Source organism: Aeromonas veronii bv. veronii (genome assembly GCF_000820225.1).
GTDB classification, from domain to species: domain Bacteria; phylum Pseudomonadota; class Gammaproteobacteria; order Enterobacterales; family Aeromonadaceae; genus Aeromonas; species Aeromonas veronii.
Window position 1 is genome coordinate 1 of sequence record NZ_CDDK01000044.1, and the last position, 16,337, is coordinate 16,337.

Here is a 16,337-nt window from a genome sequence, read left to right on the forward strand (position 1 = left end):
AGGTGTAAACCATATTCAGGTCGGGACAGAGAAAGGAAAAAAGCCGCCCAAAAACACAGGCCCGCCTCGAAAGAGGCGGGCCTGCTGCTGAGTGGGGTCAGGAGAAATCACACTTTTGGCTGGTCGATCACCAGTTTGCCATCCTTGACCGGAATGGTGGCGCCGGGGGCTTGCTTCATGCGGATCACCCCCTCCTGACCTGCGAGGCGATAGGTCACGTCATAACCAATGGTGTTGACGCTCGTATCCTGCACCGTTTGGCAGCGCTGCTCGGTGGTGGTGTAGGTATCGCCCGCCTGCATATTGCCCTGCACCTGATTGCCGGCATAACCCCCTGCGACCGCCCCGGCTGCGGTGGCCACCTTCTTGCCGCTGCCGCCGCCAAACTGGTGGCCAACCACGCCACCCAGCGCCGCGCCAACCACTGTGCCGAGGATCTTGTGTTCATCCTGTACCGGCTTGCGGTGGGTCACGGTGACGTTGCGACACTCCTGTCGGGGAGTCTTGATGGTCTCGGTGATCGGCTTGCTGGCGATCACCTCGGCAAAGGTGGGCTGGGGTGTAAAGAGGGAGCCGCTGGCCGCGGCCGAGAGCGCCAGGGCCGAGGCGATACCAATACCGATACCTGCCATCATGGATCTGTTCATCTTGTTGTTCTCCTGCATACCCACACGGGCTGTTCCAATCTGGCGCCATCTTGTCACAACCGGTTGGCCGGACAAGGCGAGGGGGATGGGCCTGCGACAGGCACTGGCAAGGTCAAAAAATAGCCACCATGAAAAAGTGTCTGGCTTTGGCGACAACGGACTAAAAGTGACCAATTTCCGGCGTATGGTGGACTCTGTCAGTGCGATAAGGAGCAATTCGAGTCGCAATTTGCAAGGCGGGCGGTGAGCAGAATGCCAGAGTGGCAAAGTGCTGACGGGGGCAGGTCAAGGGAAGTCTTGAACAAGGGCTCTGTTCGTTGATATGGCCACGCAAGTGGTTGATAAATGGCTCCAGCCCCATCGGATGTTGGCCGATAAGAGATCACGGCAAGCATTTTGCTTTGATTGGGTGAAGCAGAGGGTGAACGGGTCGGCAGACAACGGCGTAAGACCGAAATAAAGATGTTCACCCGAGATCACCGGATCAACGAGGGGGAGATATGTCAATGTTACCCAGCTGGATCACCCCAGCCATCCAGGCCAACATCATTACGGTGCAGCAGGCCGAGCGTCTGCTCTCATCTCTCTACCGGCCCCTGGCCGAGCAGGGAGAGGAGCTTCCCGCCGATATCGTCGACATCAGCCTTAAACTCTACTGCTTCCGCCAGCAGGGGCGGGTGCGCCACTAACGATGATTGAGGTAAAGCCTTCGCCATTGGCGGGGGCTCGCTTGCCTGTCCTCGCACCGAATACCTCTTCCGCTCTTCCTCTAAGACGTTTTGCTAATACCTGCCGCCGCAGGCTCACTGTTAGGCTGTCATCCCCATAAGAGACCAGTGACGGGCAGGATGCCCATGTCGCTTGCTGAGCTCTGATTGATCCAGAAATAGCCCGTTTTGTGCCACCTGTGAGGAAGGAATCCGATGACAGTGCAGAACATCTATGAGCGTGACCTTGCCAAAACCGCCGCAAATTTCGAGGCCCTGACCCCCATCAGCTTTTTGGGGCGGGCGGAGCGGGTCTATCCCGACTATCCGGCGCTGATCCACGGCTCGCTGCGCCAGAGCTGGGGCGAGACCGCCCGCCGTTGCCGCCAGCTTGCCTCGGCCCTGCGGCTTCGCGGTATTGGGGAGGGGGATACCGTCTCCATCGTTGCGCCCAATATCCCTGCGATGTTTGAAGCTCACTTCGGGGTGCCCATGAGCGGCGCCGTGCTCAACACCATCAATACCCGGCTCGATGCCGAGTCGATGGCCTTTATCTTCCAGCATGCCCAGAGCAAGGTGGTGCTGGTGGACAGGGAGTTCGGCGCCGTGGTGCGCAAGGCGCTGGATCTGCTGGAGAGCCAACCGCTGGTCATCGCCATCGATGATCCCATCTACCGGGAGGGGGCGCTTGTCAGTGACCTCGACTATGAACAGTTCCTTGCGCAAGGGAGTGGCGATGAGCCAGGCTGGTTGCCGCAAGATGAGTGGCAGGCGATATCCCTTAACTACACCTCCGGCACCACCGGCAACCCCAAGGGGGTGGTCTATCACCATCGCGGCGCCCACCTCAACGCCATCAACAATGTGCTCTCCTGGGAGCTACCCAAGCATCCCGTCTATCTCTGGACCTTGCCGATGTTTCACTGCAACGGCTGGTGCTTCCCCTGGACGCTGGCGGCCACCGCCGGGGTGAGCGTCTGCCTGCGTCATGTGCAGGCCGCCGCCATTTATGAGGCGCTGCACGAGCACAGGGTGAGCCATTTTTGTGCGGCGCCCATCGTGCTCAATATGCTCAACAATGCCGATCCGGCGCTCAAGCAGGGGCTGGATCACCCCATCAAGGTGATGACCGCCGGGGCTGCGCCCCCCGCCACCGTGATCGCCGGCATGGAGGCGATGGGGATCGCCGTGACCCACGTCTATGGCCTGACCGAAACCTATGGCCCCTGCGTGTTGTGCGAGCCGCAAAGAAGCTGGCAAGGTCAGGATGCCACGGCGCTCTCCCGCCTCAAGGCACGGCAGGGTGTTGCGTCGCCCCTGCAGGGGGAGATGCGGGTCATCAATCCGGTCAGTGGCGAGCCGGTGGCTAAGGATGGCAAAACCATGGGGGAGATAGTGCTGCGCGGTAATGTGGTGATGAAGGGCTATCTAAAAAATCCGGCGGCCAGCGCCGAGGCGATGGCGGAGGGGTGGTTTCGCAGTGGCGATCTGGCGGTATGGCACCCGGATGGTTATGTGGAGATCAAGGACAGATCCAAGGACATCATCATCTCCGGCGGGGAGAACATCTCCAGTCTGGAGGTGGAAGATGTGCTCTATCGCCATCCCGATGTGGACGAAGCGGCGGTGATCGCCATGCCCGATGAGAAGTGGGGGGAGGTACCCTGCGCCTTCGTGAAATTGAAAGAGGGGCGAGAGACCACCCAGGCGGAGCTGATCGCCTTTTGCCGGGAGCAGATGGCCCACTTCAAGGCCCCCAAACGCATCATCTTCACCCCGCTGCCGAAGACCTCGACCGGCAAGGTGCAAAAGTTTGTGCTGCGCAAACAGCTGGGGTAGCAGCCTGTTCGTAAGGAGCCAGCACAGCCATTCATAGGAGGGAGATACAAGGGGTCTGGAAGGCTGATGGCCCTCCCGTGGTGTGCTAGGGAGCCTTGCACGCGACGCAGTTGCGGCCGCTCTGTTTGGCCTGATAGAGCATCTGATCGGCGCGGGCGTAGAGGCTCTCCATCAGCTCCCCCTCGCCATTTTCCACCAGTCCGGCGCTGATGGTGATGACCAGTTTATCCCCATCGGGTAGGGGGAGCGGGCTTTGCATCACCTGCAGGCGCAGCCGCTCGGCCAGGGATGCGGCGGCCGAGAGGGTGGTGTTGGGCAGCAAGATGGCAAACTCGTCACCGCCGATGCGGGCCAGCACATCTTCGCTGCGCAGCACCGATTGCATCACCCTGCCCAGATGCACCAGCGCGCTATCCCCAAGGGGGTGACCGAAGCGATCGTTGATGCACTTGAACTGATCCACATCCAGCACCATCAGCACCGAGGTGAGGTGGTGGCGCATGTCCAGACTGAGGTTCTTCTCGCACATCTCGAAAAAGAAACGGCGGTTGTAGAGACCGGTGAGGCCATCACGCACCGACTGCTGGTGCAACTGCTCCTTGAGCTGGTGCAGTTCGGTAATGTCGGAGGAGATACCGATCAGGGTGGGGGTGCCATCCCCCAGCAGAAAGGGCACCTTGACCGACCAGTAATAGTGCTGATTGCCTTCGGGATCGGTCAGCATCTCTTCCCCGGCTTGCAGCTCGCCGGTTTCGAATACCCGGTTGTCCAGCCGCCACAGCTGGCAGGCGCTGGCAGCCGGGATCACCTCGTCATCGCGCCGGTTGATGATCTGCTCGGCAGGAAGGCCCAGCAGATCGGCGACCTTTTGGTTGACGTAGAGAAAGCGGTGCAGGCTGTCCTTCATATAGATATGGGCATCTACATTGGCGAGGATGATTTCCAGCAGTTGATGCTGCTCCGCCATGCGGGCCTCAATCAGCTTGTGTTCGGTGATATCGGTGGAGATGCCGCACAGGCCGATCAGGTTGCCATCCTTGTCATGGATGGGCTTTTTAACTGTCCAGTAGCAGCGCTTTTCCCCGGTGGATTTGAGGTAGTTGATCTCCTCCTGGGCGATGGCGAGTTGCTGCTCCAGTACCAACCGGTCGTTGCGTTGAATGGTGTCGGAGAATTCGAGATCAAAAAAGGCCCGATCATCCTGCCCCTGCAACTCGGCGAGGGTACAGCCAAAGAGATCCAGCACCGCCTGATTGGCATAGGTGTAACGGCCCGCCAGATCCTTGGTAAACATGTAGGCGTCCGTCTCGTTGAAGATGGCTTTGAGGTGATCCAGCTCATGCTGTAACTGGATAGAGAAGGGTTCATCCTTCATGGGGCTAGCCATCCTTGGGTCGCTACGATGGGTCGGTTGAACAAGACGCGCAATAGAGATCAACAGTTTTAAATAAAGCACTGAACAGGTCAGGTTTCGCGTTTATTTCCGCAAGTTCTGCGCCATGTCACACGGTTGTCATCGTTGGCGAGCTCAAAGGCAATCAACCTAGTCTGTCGCTGTACAGATCACCGCGTTCCCCCCTTTATCGGCCCGGCATTATTGGTTAGCACCAAATAAATTAATCAGCAATCAAATGCGCCACCCCGAGCGGCAGAAAGGGCAACAAACAGGTCTTTAATCAAACTATTTTCACTGTGCCCCTGATATCATCCTCAGCAACGCAATATGGAGAGGTACGAGATGGCAGTGGCACCGTTTAATTGGGATGACGCAGTTCAGTGGGACGGGCCGGGGGCTATTGCGGGGGGTGAAGAGCTGGCAGGTGATCGGCTTGAACGCGCCCGCTATGCTGAATTTCTCACCAACTACCTCGCCGCCGAAGGCAAGCAGCGCAACTATGTGCTTAACCTCAATGCCGAATGGGGGGCGGGTAAAACCTGGTTTATCAAGCGCTGGTATATGGAGCTGAAAGCGCATTATCCCACCGTTTATATCGATGCCTGGCAGCAGGATTTTTCCGATGATCCCTTGTTGACGGTGATTTCGTCGATTATCGATCAATTGAAAGATGCAACAGGAAATAAGGTTGCAATACCTGATGGCGTCAAGTCCAAGCTATTGGGGTTGCTAAAGGTGGGTGGAAAATTGGTGCTCAAGTCTGCCATTAAAAAAGCTGGACTTGAAGATGGTGACTTTTCTATGGAAGGCGAAGACGTAGATAAGCTGGTTGATACACTTTGCAGCAATCACAAAGAGCGTTATGAATCTATCCAGTATCTTAAACAAGAGATCCGGCAATGGGTGGAAGGGGCTGTTGGTTTAAGTGAAGGAGAACTGGATTATCCCGCATTTATTTTGATTGATGAACTGGATCGCTGCCGACCCTCATATGCAGTGGAAATGCTGGAAACCATAAAGCATATTTTCGATATTCCTAAAGTTGTTTTTGTATTGGCTACGGATACAGAGCAATTGCAACATGCAGTGAAGGTTATTTACGGTGCTGACTTTAATGCACATACATATTTAAGTCGGTTTTTTAGTAGACGCTTTAGCTTGTTAGCGGGTTCAAAACGACTTTTTATAGAAAGCAATTTATCTAATAGTGTACTTGTAGATCATTCTTTTGATAAGGTTTGGCCTAAAGGGTTAAATATAGAAGCTATTACCACAGTATTGTCATCTATATCTGATGCATGCCACCTATCTTTGCGAAGTATTGAGAAGTTAATTGATCGTATGGTATTGGTACTTTTAAATTTAGAGAAAGATGATGTTAATGTGGTCTTCTTGGCTTATATGCTTGCATTGCATGAGATAAAACCTTCAGATTATGAATTGATAATCACAATGGCAAGAAGTAGACAAAAACTAGAAAATATTAAGATAGGAAATGTAAACTTCAGAGCGTTGAATGAAATGCAAGGCTCAATAAATATCTCAATGAAAACGAATTATTGTGTCGACTTTATTATGGGTAGTTATAGTGTAGAAATCAAAAGTTTAGTAAAAAACTATCTTTTGAGCTATCTAGGGGAGCACGATAATGCCTCTTCAACATTAATCGATCAAAATAAAAACTTAATTCAGAAGTACCCTCGGATTACTGGAGAGGAACATTCCGAGAAATTGAAGTGCTACATTTTAAATACAGAGCTATACGAAAAATCCAGATTAGATATGTCGGTATATAGAAACTGGGTTGAGTTAGCGATGTCATTTGACTGAGATTAACGGGCTGAATAGCCCGTTAATCAATAAGAAATTTTATTTGTTATGCCGCTCGTAAAGCCGCTGAACGACATCCTGTAATCCCAGCCCTTCGTTTTGCAGCAGCACGGTCAGGTGGTAGAGCAGATCGGCGGATTCGTTGATGAGCTCCTCCCGATCCTTGGCCATGGCGGCCAGCGCCACTTCAACACCTTCCTCACCTACCTTCTGGGCGATACGCTTGGTCCCTTTGCCGTAGAGGCTGGCGGTGTAGCTGGTGGCCGGATCGGCCCCTTTGCGGGCTGCCAGCACCTGTTCCAGCTCTGCCAGAAAACCGAGTGGTGGCACCGGGTGACCATGGAAGCAGGAGGTCGTCCCTTTGTGACAGGTGGGGCCGACGGGGTTGGCGGCGATCAGCAGGGAGTCCTGATCGCAGTCGGTGCTGATGGCCACGAGCTGGAGCACATTGCCCGAGCTTTCGCCCTTGGTCCAAAGCCGCTGTTTGCTGCGGCTAAAGAAGGTGACCTGACCGGTAGTCTGGGTCTTTTCCAGCGCTTCACGGGTCATAAAGCCCTGCATCAGCACCTCGCTGCTGGCGGCGTGCTGGACGATGGCGGGGATCATGCCATCGCATTTTTCCCAGTCGAGCTGCTCGGCAAGAGGGCGCGCGCTGGCGGTGGTTTGTGCATTTTCAGAGAAGTTATTCACGGATGGCGACTCCTTCGGTTTTCAGCCAGCGTTTCAATTCGGGAATGGGGATAAGGCCCTTGTGGAACACAGAGGCGGCCAGTGCCCCATCCACATCGGCGAGGGTAAAGGCATCGCGAAAGTGCGCCATGGCACCGGCGCCGCCGGAGGCAATCAGCGGCACCTTGCAGACGCTGCGAACCAGCTTGAGCTGGTCGAGATCATAACCCTGGCGCATGCCGTCCTGATTCATCACGTTCAGCACGATTTCGCCCGCGCCGCGCTTTTGCACCTCCTGCACCCAGTCGAGGGTGTGCCAGGCGGTGGTGCGGGTGCGACTCTCGTCACCGGTAAACTGTTTGACCTGATAGTGGCCTGTTTCGGCATCGAAGTAGGAGTCAATGCCCACCACTACGCACTGCACGCCAAAGCGCTCGGCCAGTCGGCTGATCAGGGTCGGGTCGGCAAGGGCAGGGGAGTTGATGGAGATCTTGTCGGCGCCAAATTCGAGGATCTGGCGGGCATCCTCGACACTTTTGATGCCACCGGCGACACAGAAGGGGATATCGATCACCTCCGCTACCCGGCTCACCCAGCTCTTGTCCACTACCCGGGCATCGCTGGAGGCGGTGATGTCATAGAACACCAGCTCGTCAGCGCCCTCTTCGGCGTAGCGGCGCGCCAGCTCGACAATGCCGCCCATCACCTCGTGGTTGCGAAATTGCACCCCTTTGACCACCACGCCATCTTTCACGTCGAGGCAGGGGATAATGCGTCTTGCCAGCATTAGTTGCCTCCTGTGGTAACGGCCGCGGGGGCTTGCCAGCAGGCGATGGCGTCACCCACCGAGAATTTGCCCTCCAGCAGGGCGCGGCCAAGGATGATCCCCTTGACGCCGGAGCCCTTGAGCGCCTCGATGTCTTCGATGCCGCCAATGCCGCCGGAGGCCTGAAAGGCAACGCTCGGGTAGCGTGCGCAGAGATCCCGATAGAGCTCGACGTTGGTGCCAGCCAGGGTGCCGTCACGGCTGATGTCGGTGCAGAGCACATGCTTGAGCCCGGCGGGGAGAAAGCGCTCGATCAGCGCCTCGATGGTCACACCGCTGTTCTCCTGCCAGCCTGCCACAGCGATATGGCGATTGCCCTGCTCATCGATATTGACGTCCAGCGCCAGCACGATCTGCTCGGGGCCATATTTCTCCATCCAGCTCGCTACCAGATCAGGGGATTTGACGGCGGTGGAGCCGATCACCACCCGGCTGGCACCGGCGGCCAGCAGATCCGCCACATCCTGTTCGGTGCGCACGCCGCCACCGACCTGCACCGGTGCTTCGGTGGCCGACAGCAGTTGGGTCAGCAGGGGCAGCTGGCGCGCCTTGGCATCCTTGGCACCGTCCAGATCCACCAGATGGAGCTGCACCGCCCCTTGGGAGACATATTCATCGAAGCGCGCCTGCGGGCTGCTGCTGTATTCGGTCTTCTGCTCGTAATCCCCCTGATAGAGGCGAACTACCTGACCGTTGATAAGGTCAATTGCGGGAATGATCATGCTAGTCACAGCTCCAGAAAATTTTGCAGCAAACGGGCACCGGCTGCGCCTGAACGCTCCGGGTGGAATTGGGCGCCAAAGAAGTTGTCACGACCGACGATGGCGGTAAACGGCTGGCCATAGTCGCAGGTCGCCAGCGTCGCTTCGGTCACCTCCAGCGCATAGGAGTGCACGAAGTAGAAGTAGCTGCCGCTCGGGATCCCCTTGAGCAGAGGATGGGTCTCGTCGTGCTCAATCTGGTTCCAGCCCATATGGGGCAGGCGCATGCTTGACTGGTGTAAGGTGCCGACCTCCATCAGGCGGATCTTGCCCGGCACTATGCCAAGGCAGTCGATAAGCCGCTCTGACGAGTCATCCGTACCCATGCTCTCTTCGGAGGCCTCTGCCAGCATCTGCATACCGAGGCAAAAGCCCAGCAGCGGCTGCTTGGCTGCGCGAATAAGGGGCACCAGCCCGCGCTCGTTGAGGTTGTTCATGGCGGCCACCGCAGTGCCGACACCGGGCAGGATCAGCTTGTCCGCCTGCTCGATATCGGCGGCCTGGCTTGAGACCAGCGGCTGCACGCCGAGGCGCTCGAATGCCATGCGCACCGAGGCCAGATTGGCACAGCCGGTGTCGATAATGACCAGCTTCTGCTTGCTCACATCCATCACAGCACTCCCTTGCTGGAGGGAAGCTCGCTCCCTTCCACCCGAATGGCCTGACGCAGGGCGCGGCCAAAGCCTTTGAACAGCGCCTCCACCTGATGGTGGGTGTTGCCGCTGCCCACCTTCATCTGCAAGGTGATTGCCATGGCGTCCGAGAGGGAGCGGAAGAAGTGAGGCACCATCTCGGTGGCCATCTCGCCCACGTTGTCGCGGCCAAAGCCGCTCGGGCAGTCAAACACGAAGTAGGGGCGACCGCTGAGATCCAGCGCGGTACTCACCTCCTGCTCGGTCAGCGGGCGCGCATCGATCACCGCCTGCACCTCGTCCATCGCCAGCACGAAGCCGAAGCGGCCGATACCGCGCTTGTTGCCAAGGGCTTGACGCAGCGCCTGACCCAGCGCCAGCCCCACATCTTCCACCGTGTGGTGATCGTCGATATACAGATCGCCGCTGACGTTCAGCTTGAGCTGGAAACCGGCGTGGGTCGCTATCTGATCCAGCATGTGATCAAAGAAGCCGATACCGGTGGCGATCTGGTTGCCGCCGCACTTGTTGGTGGCAGAAGGGTCCAAATCAACCGCTACCTGAATGCGGGTCTCTTTGGTATAGCGTTCCACCGAGGCTACGCGACCCTTGGATAACAGCTGATCACGGATGGCGAGCCAGTTGTGATCCTGCGGGTGATAGCGAATACCGCCAATGCCCATGTTCTCGGCCAGCTGCAGATCGGTCTGGCGATCACCAATCACGAAGGAGTTGGCAAAGTCGATGCGACCGGAGGCGAGATACTCTTTCACCAACCCGAGGTGGGGTTTGCGGCAGCTGCAGCCGTCGGTGGGGAAGTGCGGGCAGATCAACACCTGCTCCCACTTCACCCCTTGCGATTCAAACAGGTGCATCATTAGATCATGGGGCGGCTGGAAGTTCTCCAGCGGCAGGCTGGCAGTGCCCAGTCCGTCCTGGTTGGTCACCATCACCTGCACGTAACCGGCGGCCTGCAACTCGCGCAGCACCGGAATGACCATGGGCTCGAAGCGCAGCTTGGCGAGGCTATCCACCTGCTTGTCGGTCACTGGCTCTTCAATCAGGGTGCCGTCGCGGTCGATAAACAAAAACGGGGTCTTCATCGCTACATCCTTGTCTTACAAAGTGGGAGAGGGCAGGTCACGCAGCACGGCCAGCACGGCATCCATCTCGCCCTGATAGCCGATGGTGACGCGAATGCTGTTGTCCAGACCCGGCTTGCTGGAGAAATCCCGCAGTATGATGCCGGCGGCCTTCATGGCAGCAAAGACGGTGGCGCCATCCACAAAGCGCACCAGCACGAAGTTGCCCTTGTCCTCGAATACTTCCTTCACGCAGGCAAGCGTTGTCAGCTCTGCTTTGAAGGCGGCTTTTTGCTTGTTGAGTTCCATCACTCGCTCGCGCATCAGCTCCAGCCCCATGGGGGAGAGTGCCTGCGCTGCGATCTGGGCGATGGGCTCGGGGATGGGATAGGGGGCGATCACCTTGGCTAGCATGGCGATCACCTCGGGGCTTGCCAGCGTAAAGCCGCAGCGGATCCCCGCCAGGGCAAAAGCCTTGGAGAGGGTACGGGTCACCACCAGATTGGGGAAGCGGGCCAGCAGGTCCACCACGGACGCCTCGGGGCAGAACTCGATATAGGCCTCGTCCACCACCACGATGGCGCGATCCCGGGCTTTTTCCAGCAGGGCGATAAGGCCGTCACGCCCCACCAGATCCCCGGTGGGGTTGTTGGGGGAGCAGAGAAACACCAGCTTCACGTCACTGAGGCGATCGGCAATGGCGGGCCAGTCGGGCTGGCGGCTGGTGGTCAGCGGCTGCTCGACGATGCCGACGCCACAGGTCTCGGCGCTGATGGCGTACATGCCGTAGGTGGGCGGGCAGATGAGGATCTGATCTTCACCCGCTTCGCAGAAGGTGCGAATAAGCAGCTCGATGGCCTCGTCGGCGCCGCGGCTCACCAGCACCTGATCGGGATTAACCCCGGCATAGGCGGCATAGCCGTTCACCACCTCGGCCGGTTGGCACTCGGGGTAGCGGTTGAGGCGGCTCCCCTCGATGGTGAAGGGATAGGCCTGTGGCGCCTCGTTGGCGTTGAGCCAGACGTGGCCCTTGCCGCCGATGCGGCGGGCGGATTGATAAGGGGTGAGGGCCCGCACCACGCGGCGCGCCAGATTGGCAATGCTCATGACAAATCCTTCTGCTGTGCTGTTGGTTGGGGCGCGGTGGCCAAGGCATTCAATCTCAGCGTCACGGCATTTTTGTGGCCATCGAGCCCTTCGGCCTGAGCAATGCGCTCGACTATAGGGCCAAGGCCGCGAATACCTTCGGCGCTCAGCTCCTGCACCGTGTAGCGGCGCTGATAATCGGCAAGGCCAAGGCTGGAGCAGGTGCGGGCATAGCCATAGGTGGGCAGGGTGTGGTTGGTGCCGCTGGCGTAATCGCCGACCGATTCCGGCGTCCATGCGCCCAGAAAGATGGAACCGGCATTTTCAAGCAGGTCCAGCAGATCGCGCGGGGCTCGGGTCTGCACGATCAGGTGCTCCGGCGCGTAGGCGTTGGAGATGGCACACGCTTCGGCCAGATCGTCACAGAGGATCACCAGACTGCTGCCGAGCGCCTGCGCGGCGATATCGCGGCGGCTCAACTTGGCCAGCTGGCTCTTGATTTCGCCAGCGATGGCATCGGCCAGCAGCGGCGAGGTGGTCACCAGCACTACCTGACTGTCGGGGCCATGCTCGGCCTGGGAGAGCAGATCCGCTGCCACGAAGGCGGGGTTGGCGCTCTCGTCGGCAATCACCAGCACCTCGGAGGGGCCGGCGGGCATGTCGATGGCGGCGCCGCGCCAGTCGCGGGATACCTGCCCCTTGGCTTCGGTCACATAGGCGTTGCCCGGGCCGAAGATCTTGTCCACCTTGGGAATGCTTTCTGTGCCGTAAGCCATGGCGGCGATGGCCTGGGCACCGCCGATGGCGAACACCTTCTCGACGCCGCAGGCGCGGGCGGCAAACAGGATCTCGTCGCTGGCGGGGGACGGGGTGCAGAGCACCACTTCACGGCAACCGGCTAAGCGTGCCGGAATGGCCAGCATCATCACGGTAGAGGGGAGCGGTGCGCTGCCCCCCGGCACATAGAGGCCGACCCGACTGATGGGTTGGGTGCGCAGCTCGCACACCACCCCGGGCTGGGTTTCTACCCGCACTACCTGCTGCACTTGGGCGGCGTGGAAGGTGCGAATATTGGCAATCGCTGCTTCGATGGCGCTTTTGATGCCGTCATCCAGCCGCGCGCAAGCAGCTTCAATCTCGGCCTCGCTGACGCGCAACTGCTCACGGGGAGCGCGCTCGAAGCGCTGGCTCAGCTCGCGCAGGGCCTCATCGCCCCGGCTGCGTACCGCTGCAATGATATCCCGCACCACGGCACCAATATCGGCCTCGTCACTCAAGGCCGGTCGGGTCAGCACATCGGCCTGCTGGGCGGGGGAGAGGGTCTTCCAGATCAGGGTCTGCATGATGTCCCTTCCTTATTCCATCATTTTTTCGATGGGCAGCACCAGAATGGAGCTGGCACCCAGAGCCTTGAGCTGCTCCATGGTCTCCCAGAACAGGGTCTCGCTGGAGACGACGTGCAGCGCCACCTGATTGGTGTCACCGGCCAGCTGCATGATGGTGGGACGTTCGGCACCCGGTAGCAGGTCGGTGATGGCATCGAGCTTGTCTTTGGGGGCGTGCAGCATGATGTACTTGCTCTCGCGGGCCTGCTGCATCCCCTGAATGCGGGGCAGCAGTTTGTCGATGAGCTTCTGCTTGGCATCGGACAAGGGGTTGGGGGCCTGGACCAGTACCGCCTTGGAGCGGTAGATCACCTCCACCTCTTTGAGGCCGTTAGCTTCCAGGGTCGCGCCGGTGGAGACCAGATCGCAGATGGCATCGGCCAGGCCCGCGCGGGGCGCCACTTCCACCGAGCCGCCCAGCATCACACTCTTGAAGCCGAGCCCCTTTTCGTCAAAGAAGCGCTTGAGCAGCCCGGGGTAGGAGGTCGCGATGCGCTTGCCGGCCAGGCTCTGTGGCCCTGTGTAGGTCACATCTTCCGGCACCGCCAGCGAGAGGCGGCAGCCACCAAAGTCCAGCTGCTTGAGGGTTTTGACCTCGAAGGGGAGGCCTTGGGAGGCGCGAATAAGCTGCACCTCTTCCAGCACGTTCTCGCCGATGATGCCAAGGTCAACCACCCCTTCCATCACCAGACCCGGGATGTCGTCATCGCGCACCCGCAAGATATCGATGGGCATGTTCTCGACATGGGCGATAAGGCGCTGCTCGCGCAGGTTGATTTTCAGGCCGCAGCTCTTGAACAGGGCTTGGGAGTCCTGGCTCAGACGACCGGACTTTTGCATGGCGATACGCAGACGTTGTGTTTCCATTTGCTCGATTTCCTTCTAGTCAAAAACGAAAAAACCCTCGGAAGTGGGTGCTTCCGAGGGTTTATGAATCTTGCGGTCCTTTTGGAAGTCACCAGTTAAGTGTCTTCCAGCAGTCAACCTCCTGAAAGACTAGTCGGGATGATGATGGTGGTGATGAGTCTTCAGGGTGGTGAACTTCATGTAATCAATCCTTTACAAAATAAGATGTCGTAATTGACGCCTGATTTAAACTACCTGCCTTGACAGAAAATGCAACCCGAAATTGTGATTTGATCGATTAAAGTGGTGAAAACGGTTTTCTGGCCGATAACTAGACAATAATCCCTTGCAGGAGTCGCCATCATGCCCAGCCAGGACCTGTTGTTCCCCATTTTGCCCCGGGCGCCCGCCGCGCCCGGCAGCGAAGAGATCAAGCGGGAAGTGAACCAGATCAGCAAAAAGCACCAGCTGCGCAAGACCAGCACTGACAACAGTGACTCCCAGCAGCGCCAGCAGGCGTATAGCACGCCCGCCAAGCGTGATCAGCCCAAGGCGGAGGAGGACGATCACAAGCCGGACCCCGAGCATCAGATCGATCTGTTCGTCTAGGCAGATTATCTGTCCCGCTTTTGCCGCGCTTTTGGCATAATGGCCGCTTTTGCTGCGGGACGCTCTTTTGACCATCCAGACCCTGTTCAAGCCAGATGGCCCTCTGGCCAGCCATATCGACGGTTTCAAAGCCCGCGCTCCCCAACTGGAGATGGCCGAAGCGGTCGCACGCGCTATCAAAAGTGGTGGCCGTCTGCTGGTGGAGGCAGGAACCGGTACCGGCAAGACCTATGCCTATCTGGTGCCTGCGCTGGAGTCCGGCAAGCGGGTGGTGATCAGTACCGGCTCCAAGAACCTGCAGGAGCAGCTCTTCTATCGGGATCTCCCGACCATCACAGGGGCGCTCTCCTACACCCCGCCGGTGGCCTTGCTCAAGGGACGCAGCAACTATCTCTGCATCGAGCGGATGAACCGGCTCTTGAGCGAATCCCATCTGCAAAAGCCTGAAATCCTGAACGATCTGGTGAAGGTCAAATCCTGGTCCACTGCTACCGATAACGGCGATGTGGGGGATATTCCGGGATTGCAGGAGAACGCCGAGATCCTCGCCCACGTCACCAGCACCAACGACAACTGCCTCGGCCGCGACTGCCCCTATTACGACGACTGCCATCTGGTGGTGGCTCGACGCCGCGCCATGGATGCCCAGGTGGTGGTGATCAACCATCACCTCTTCTTCGCCGATATGGCGGTGAAAGACACCGGATTTGGCGAGTTGGTGCCCGAAGCGCAAGTCTATGTCTTTGACGAGGCACACCAGCTGCCGGAGATCGCCACCAACTACTTCGGCAAGTCGGTAGGCAGCCGAACGATTCAGGATCTGGCGCAGGATATCCAGCTGGCCTATCGGGCCGAGGCCCACGATATGGCCCAGCTCGGCAAGGCGGCGGACCGGCTCGCTATCGCCAGTCAGGATCTGCGTCTCGCCTTCGGGGTGGATGGCGGTCGCGGCAATACCCGCGACATGCTGCGCCAGCCGCTCTGGGGGCAGGCCTTGGCTCGTCTTAACGATGCCATCGGGCTCTGCTACGAGGTGCTGAAACTCGCTCTTGGCCGGGGCGAGCAGCTGGATCACGCCTTCGAGCGCATCAGTGAACTGCGCACCCGCCTGGGTGAAGTGCTGGCGGTCAACCAGACTGGTTTCTCCTACTGGTATGACTGCTCGCGGCTTCATTTCACCCTCAATCTGACGCCGCTATCGGTGGCTGAGCGATTCAGTGCCGAGGTGCAAAGACCGGAAGTAGCTTGGGTCTTCACCTCCGCCACCCTGACGGTGGATATGCGGTTTGATCACTTCAAAGCCGAGCTGGGGCTGGCGGGCAGCGCCGAGCTGATCCTCGACAGTCCGTTCGACTATGGCGAGCAGGCGCGGCTCTGTGTGCCCCGTTATCTACCGGAGCCCAACGCCTTTGGCCGTGGCGAGCTGCTGGCCAATCTGATGATCCCGCTCATCAACAAGACGCCGGGGGGCTGTTTCTTCCTCTGCACCAGCCATCAGGTGATGCGTCAGGTAGCCGAGGTGCTGCGCCGGGAGATTGGCCGTACCGTCTTGTTGCAGGGGGAGGACAACAAGCAACGGTTGCTCAAGGAGTTTGTCGAGAATGGCCGTGCAGTACTGGTGGCGACCAGCAGCTTCTGGGAGGGGATCGACGTGAGAGGGGCGGCGTTGTCGTGTGTTATCATCGACAAACTGCCGTTTGCCAGCCCCGATGATCCGCTGCTCAAGGCGCGGGTGGATGATTGCAAGCTCAAGGGGGGGGATCCCTTCGCCGAGCTGCAGTTGCCCAAGGCGGTGATTGCGCTCAAGCAGGGGGTGGGGCGGCTTATTCGTGATCGCAGTGATCACGGGGTGCTGGTTATCTGTGATCCACGCATGGTCAACAAACCTTACGGCGCCACCTTTATCAAGAGTCTGCCCGCCATCCCTCGCACCCGGGAGTTGGGAACGCTGGGGAGCTTTTTCGATCGCACTGAACGCGGTGAATAAGTGTGCCGCCAGATAACAGATTTGAACAACGGGTG

Annotated in this window: 15 protein-coding genes and 1 other annotated feature; of the genes, 5 read left to right on the top strand and 10 right to left on the bottom strand. The window is 58.7% G+C overall.

Annotated elements, in window-relative coordinates; genetic code table 11:
• Nucleotides 1-107 precede the first annotated feature (107 nt).
• Complete coding sequence (locus BN1139_RS19200) at nt 108-647, bottom strand: glycine zipper 2TM domain-containing protein (RefSeq protein WP_005352211.1); 540 nt, start codon at nt 645-647, stop codon at nt 108-110.
• A gap of 500 nt (nt 648-1,147) precedes the next feature.
• Here BN1139_RS19200 and BN1139_RS19205 point away from each other — a divergent pair, with 500 nt between their 5' ends.
• Together BN1139_RS19205 and BN1139_RS19210 are read left to right on the top strand one after the other, a co-directional pair.
• Nucleotides 1,148-1,336 (top strand): hypothetical protein, encoded by a 189-nt coding sequence (locus BN1139_RS19205; protein WP_005352208.1) that lies wholly within the window; start codon nt 1,148-1,150, stop codon nt 1,334-1,336.
• 234 nt (nt 1,337-1,570) lie between these two features.
• On the top strand, nt 1,571-3,193 hold the full coding sequence (locus tag BN1139_RS19210) for an acyl-CoA synthetase (RefSeq protein WP_005352204.1): 1,623 nt from the start codon (nt 1,571-1,573) through the stop codon (nt 3,191-3,193).
• 85 nt (nt 3,194-3,278) lie between these two features.
• On the opposite strand, the gene BN1139_RS19215 is transcribed toward BN1139_RS19210, so the two are convergent.
• Nucleotides 3,279-4,568 (bottom strand): sensor domain-containing diguanylate cyclase, encoded by a 1,290-nt coding sequence (locus tag BN1139_RS19215; RefSeq protein WP_005352201.1) that lies wholly within the window; start codon nt 4,566-4,568, stop codon nt 3,279-3,281.
• A 363-nt stretch (nt 4,569-4,931) separates the two neighbouring features.
• Between BN1139_RS19215 and BN1139_RS19220 the strand changes: the two genes are divergently transcribed.
• A complete protein-coding gene (locus tag BN1139_RS19220) occupies nt 4,932-6,419 on the top strand; it encodes a KAP family P-loop NTPase fold protein (RefSeq protein WP_005352198.1) in 1,488 nt (495 codons plus the stop codon).
• A gap of 39 nt (nt 6,420-6,458) precedes the next feature.
• On the opposite strand, the gene hisIE is transcribed toward BN1139_RS19220, so the two are convergent.
• The 8 genes from hisIE to hisG are packed head-to-tail and all read right to left on the bottom strand — an operon-like array spanning nt 6,459 to nt 13,727.
• Complete coding sequence (gene hisIE, locus BN1139_RS19225; RefSeq protein ID WP_005352195.1) at nt 6,459-7,109, bottom strand: bifunctional phosphoribosyl-AMP cyclohydrolase/phosphoribosyl-ATP diphosphatase HisIE; 651 nt, start codon at nt 7,107-7,109, stop codon at nt 6,459-6,461.
• Nucleotides 7,102-7,875 carry an imidazole glycerol phosphate synthase subunit HisF gene (gene hisF / locus BN1139_RS19230; protein ID WP_005352191.1) on the bottom strand — a complete coding sequence of 258 codons (774 nt, stop codon included), beginning with the start codon at nt 7,873-7,875 and terminating at the stop codon, nt 7,102-7,104. The genes hisIE and hisF overlap by 8 nt, the downstream gene beginning before the upstream one ends.
• Nucleotides 7,875-8,636, bottom strand: coding sequence for a 1-(5-phosphoribosyl)-5-[(5-phosphoribosylamino)methylideneamino]imidazole-4-carboxamide isomerase (hisA, locus tag BN1139_RS19235; protein WP_005352189.1), 762 nt, complete (start codon nt 8,634-8,636; stop codon nt 7,875-7,877). The genes hisF and hisA overlap by 1 nt, the downstream gene beginning before the upstream one ends.
• Nucleotides 8,637-8,641: 5 nt before the next feature.
• Nucleotides 8,642-9,286 carry an imidazole glycerol phosphate synthase subunit HisH gene (gene hisH, locus BN1139_RS19240; RefSeq protein ID WP_005352187.1) on the bottom strand — a complete coding sequence of 215 codons (645 nt, stop codon included), beginning with the start codon at nt 9,284-9,286 and terminating at the stop codon, nt 8,642-8,644.
• Nucleotides 9,286-10,410 carry a bifunctional histidinol-phosphatase/imidazoleglycerol-phosphate dehydratase HisB gene (gene hisB, locus BN1139_RS19245; RefSeq protein WP_005352185.1) on the bottom strand — a complete coding sequence of 375 codons (1,125 nt, stop codon included), beginning with the start codon at nt 10,408-10,410 and terminating at the stop codon, nt 9,286-9,288. The genes hisH and hisB overlap by 1 nt, the downstream gene beginning before the upstream one ends.
• Nucleotides 10,411-10,425: 15 nt before the next feature.
• Complete coding sequence (gene hisC / locus BN1139_RS19250; protein ID WP_005352181.1) at nt 10,426-11,496, bottom strand: histidinol-phosphate transaminase; 1,071 nt, start codon at nt 11,494-11,496, stop codon at nt 10,426-10,428.
• A complete protein-coding gene (gene hisD, locus BN1139_RS19255; protein ID WP_005352176.1) occupies nt 11,493-12,818 on the bottom strand; it encodes a histidinol dehydrogenase in 1,326 nt (441 codons plus the stop codon). Before hisD ends, hisC begins: the two co-directional genes overlap by 4 nt.
• Nucleotides 12,819-12,830: 12 nt before the next feature.
• Nucleotides 12,831-13,727: an ATP phosphoribosyltransferase gene (hisG, locus tag BN1139_RS19260; protein ID WP_005352174.1), complete on the bottom strand. Its 897-nt coding sequence runs from the start codon at nt 13,725-13,727 to the stop codon at nt 12,831-12,833.
• Nucleotides 13,728-13,752: 25 nt separating this feature from the next.
• Nucleotides 13,753-13,881 (bottom strand) — a sequence feature (His leader region).
• Nucleotides 13,882-14,069: 188 nt separating this feature from the next.
• On the opposite strand from hisG, the gene BN1139_RS19265 reads away from it, so the two are divergent.
• Together BN1139_RS19265 and BN1139_RS19270 are read left to right on the top strand one after the other, a co-directional pair.
• On the top strand, nt 14,070-14,315 hold the full coding sequence (locus BN1139_RS19265; protein ID WP_005352171.1) for a hypothetical protein: 246 nt from the start codon (nt 14,070-14,072) through the stop codon (nt 14,313-14,315).
• A 67-nt stretch (nt 14,316-14,382) separates the two neighbouring features.
• Nucleotides 14,383-16,302 carry a DNA repair helicase YoaA gene (locus BN1139_RS19270; protein WP_005352168.1) on the top strand — a complete coding sequence of 640 codons (1,920 nt, stop codon included), beginning with the start codon at nt 14,383-14,385 and terminating at the stop codon, nt 16,300-16,302.
• Nucleotides 16,303-16,337 lie beyond the last annotated feature (35 nt).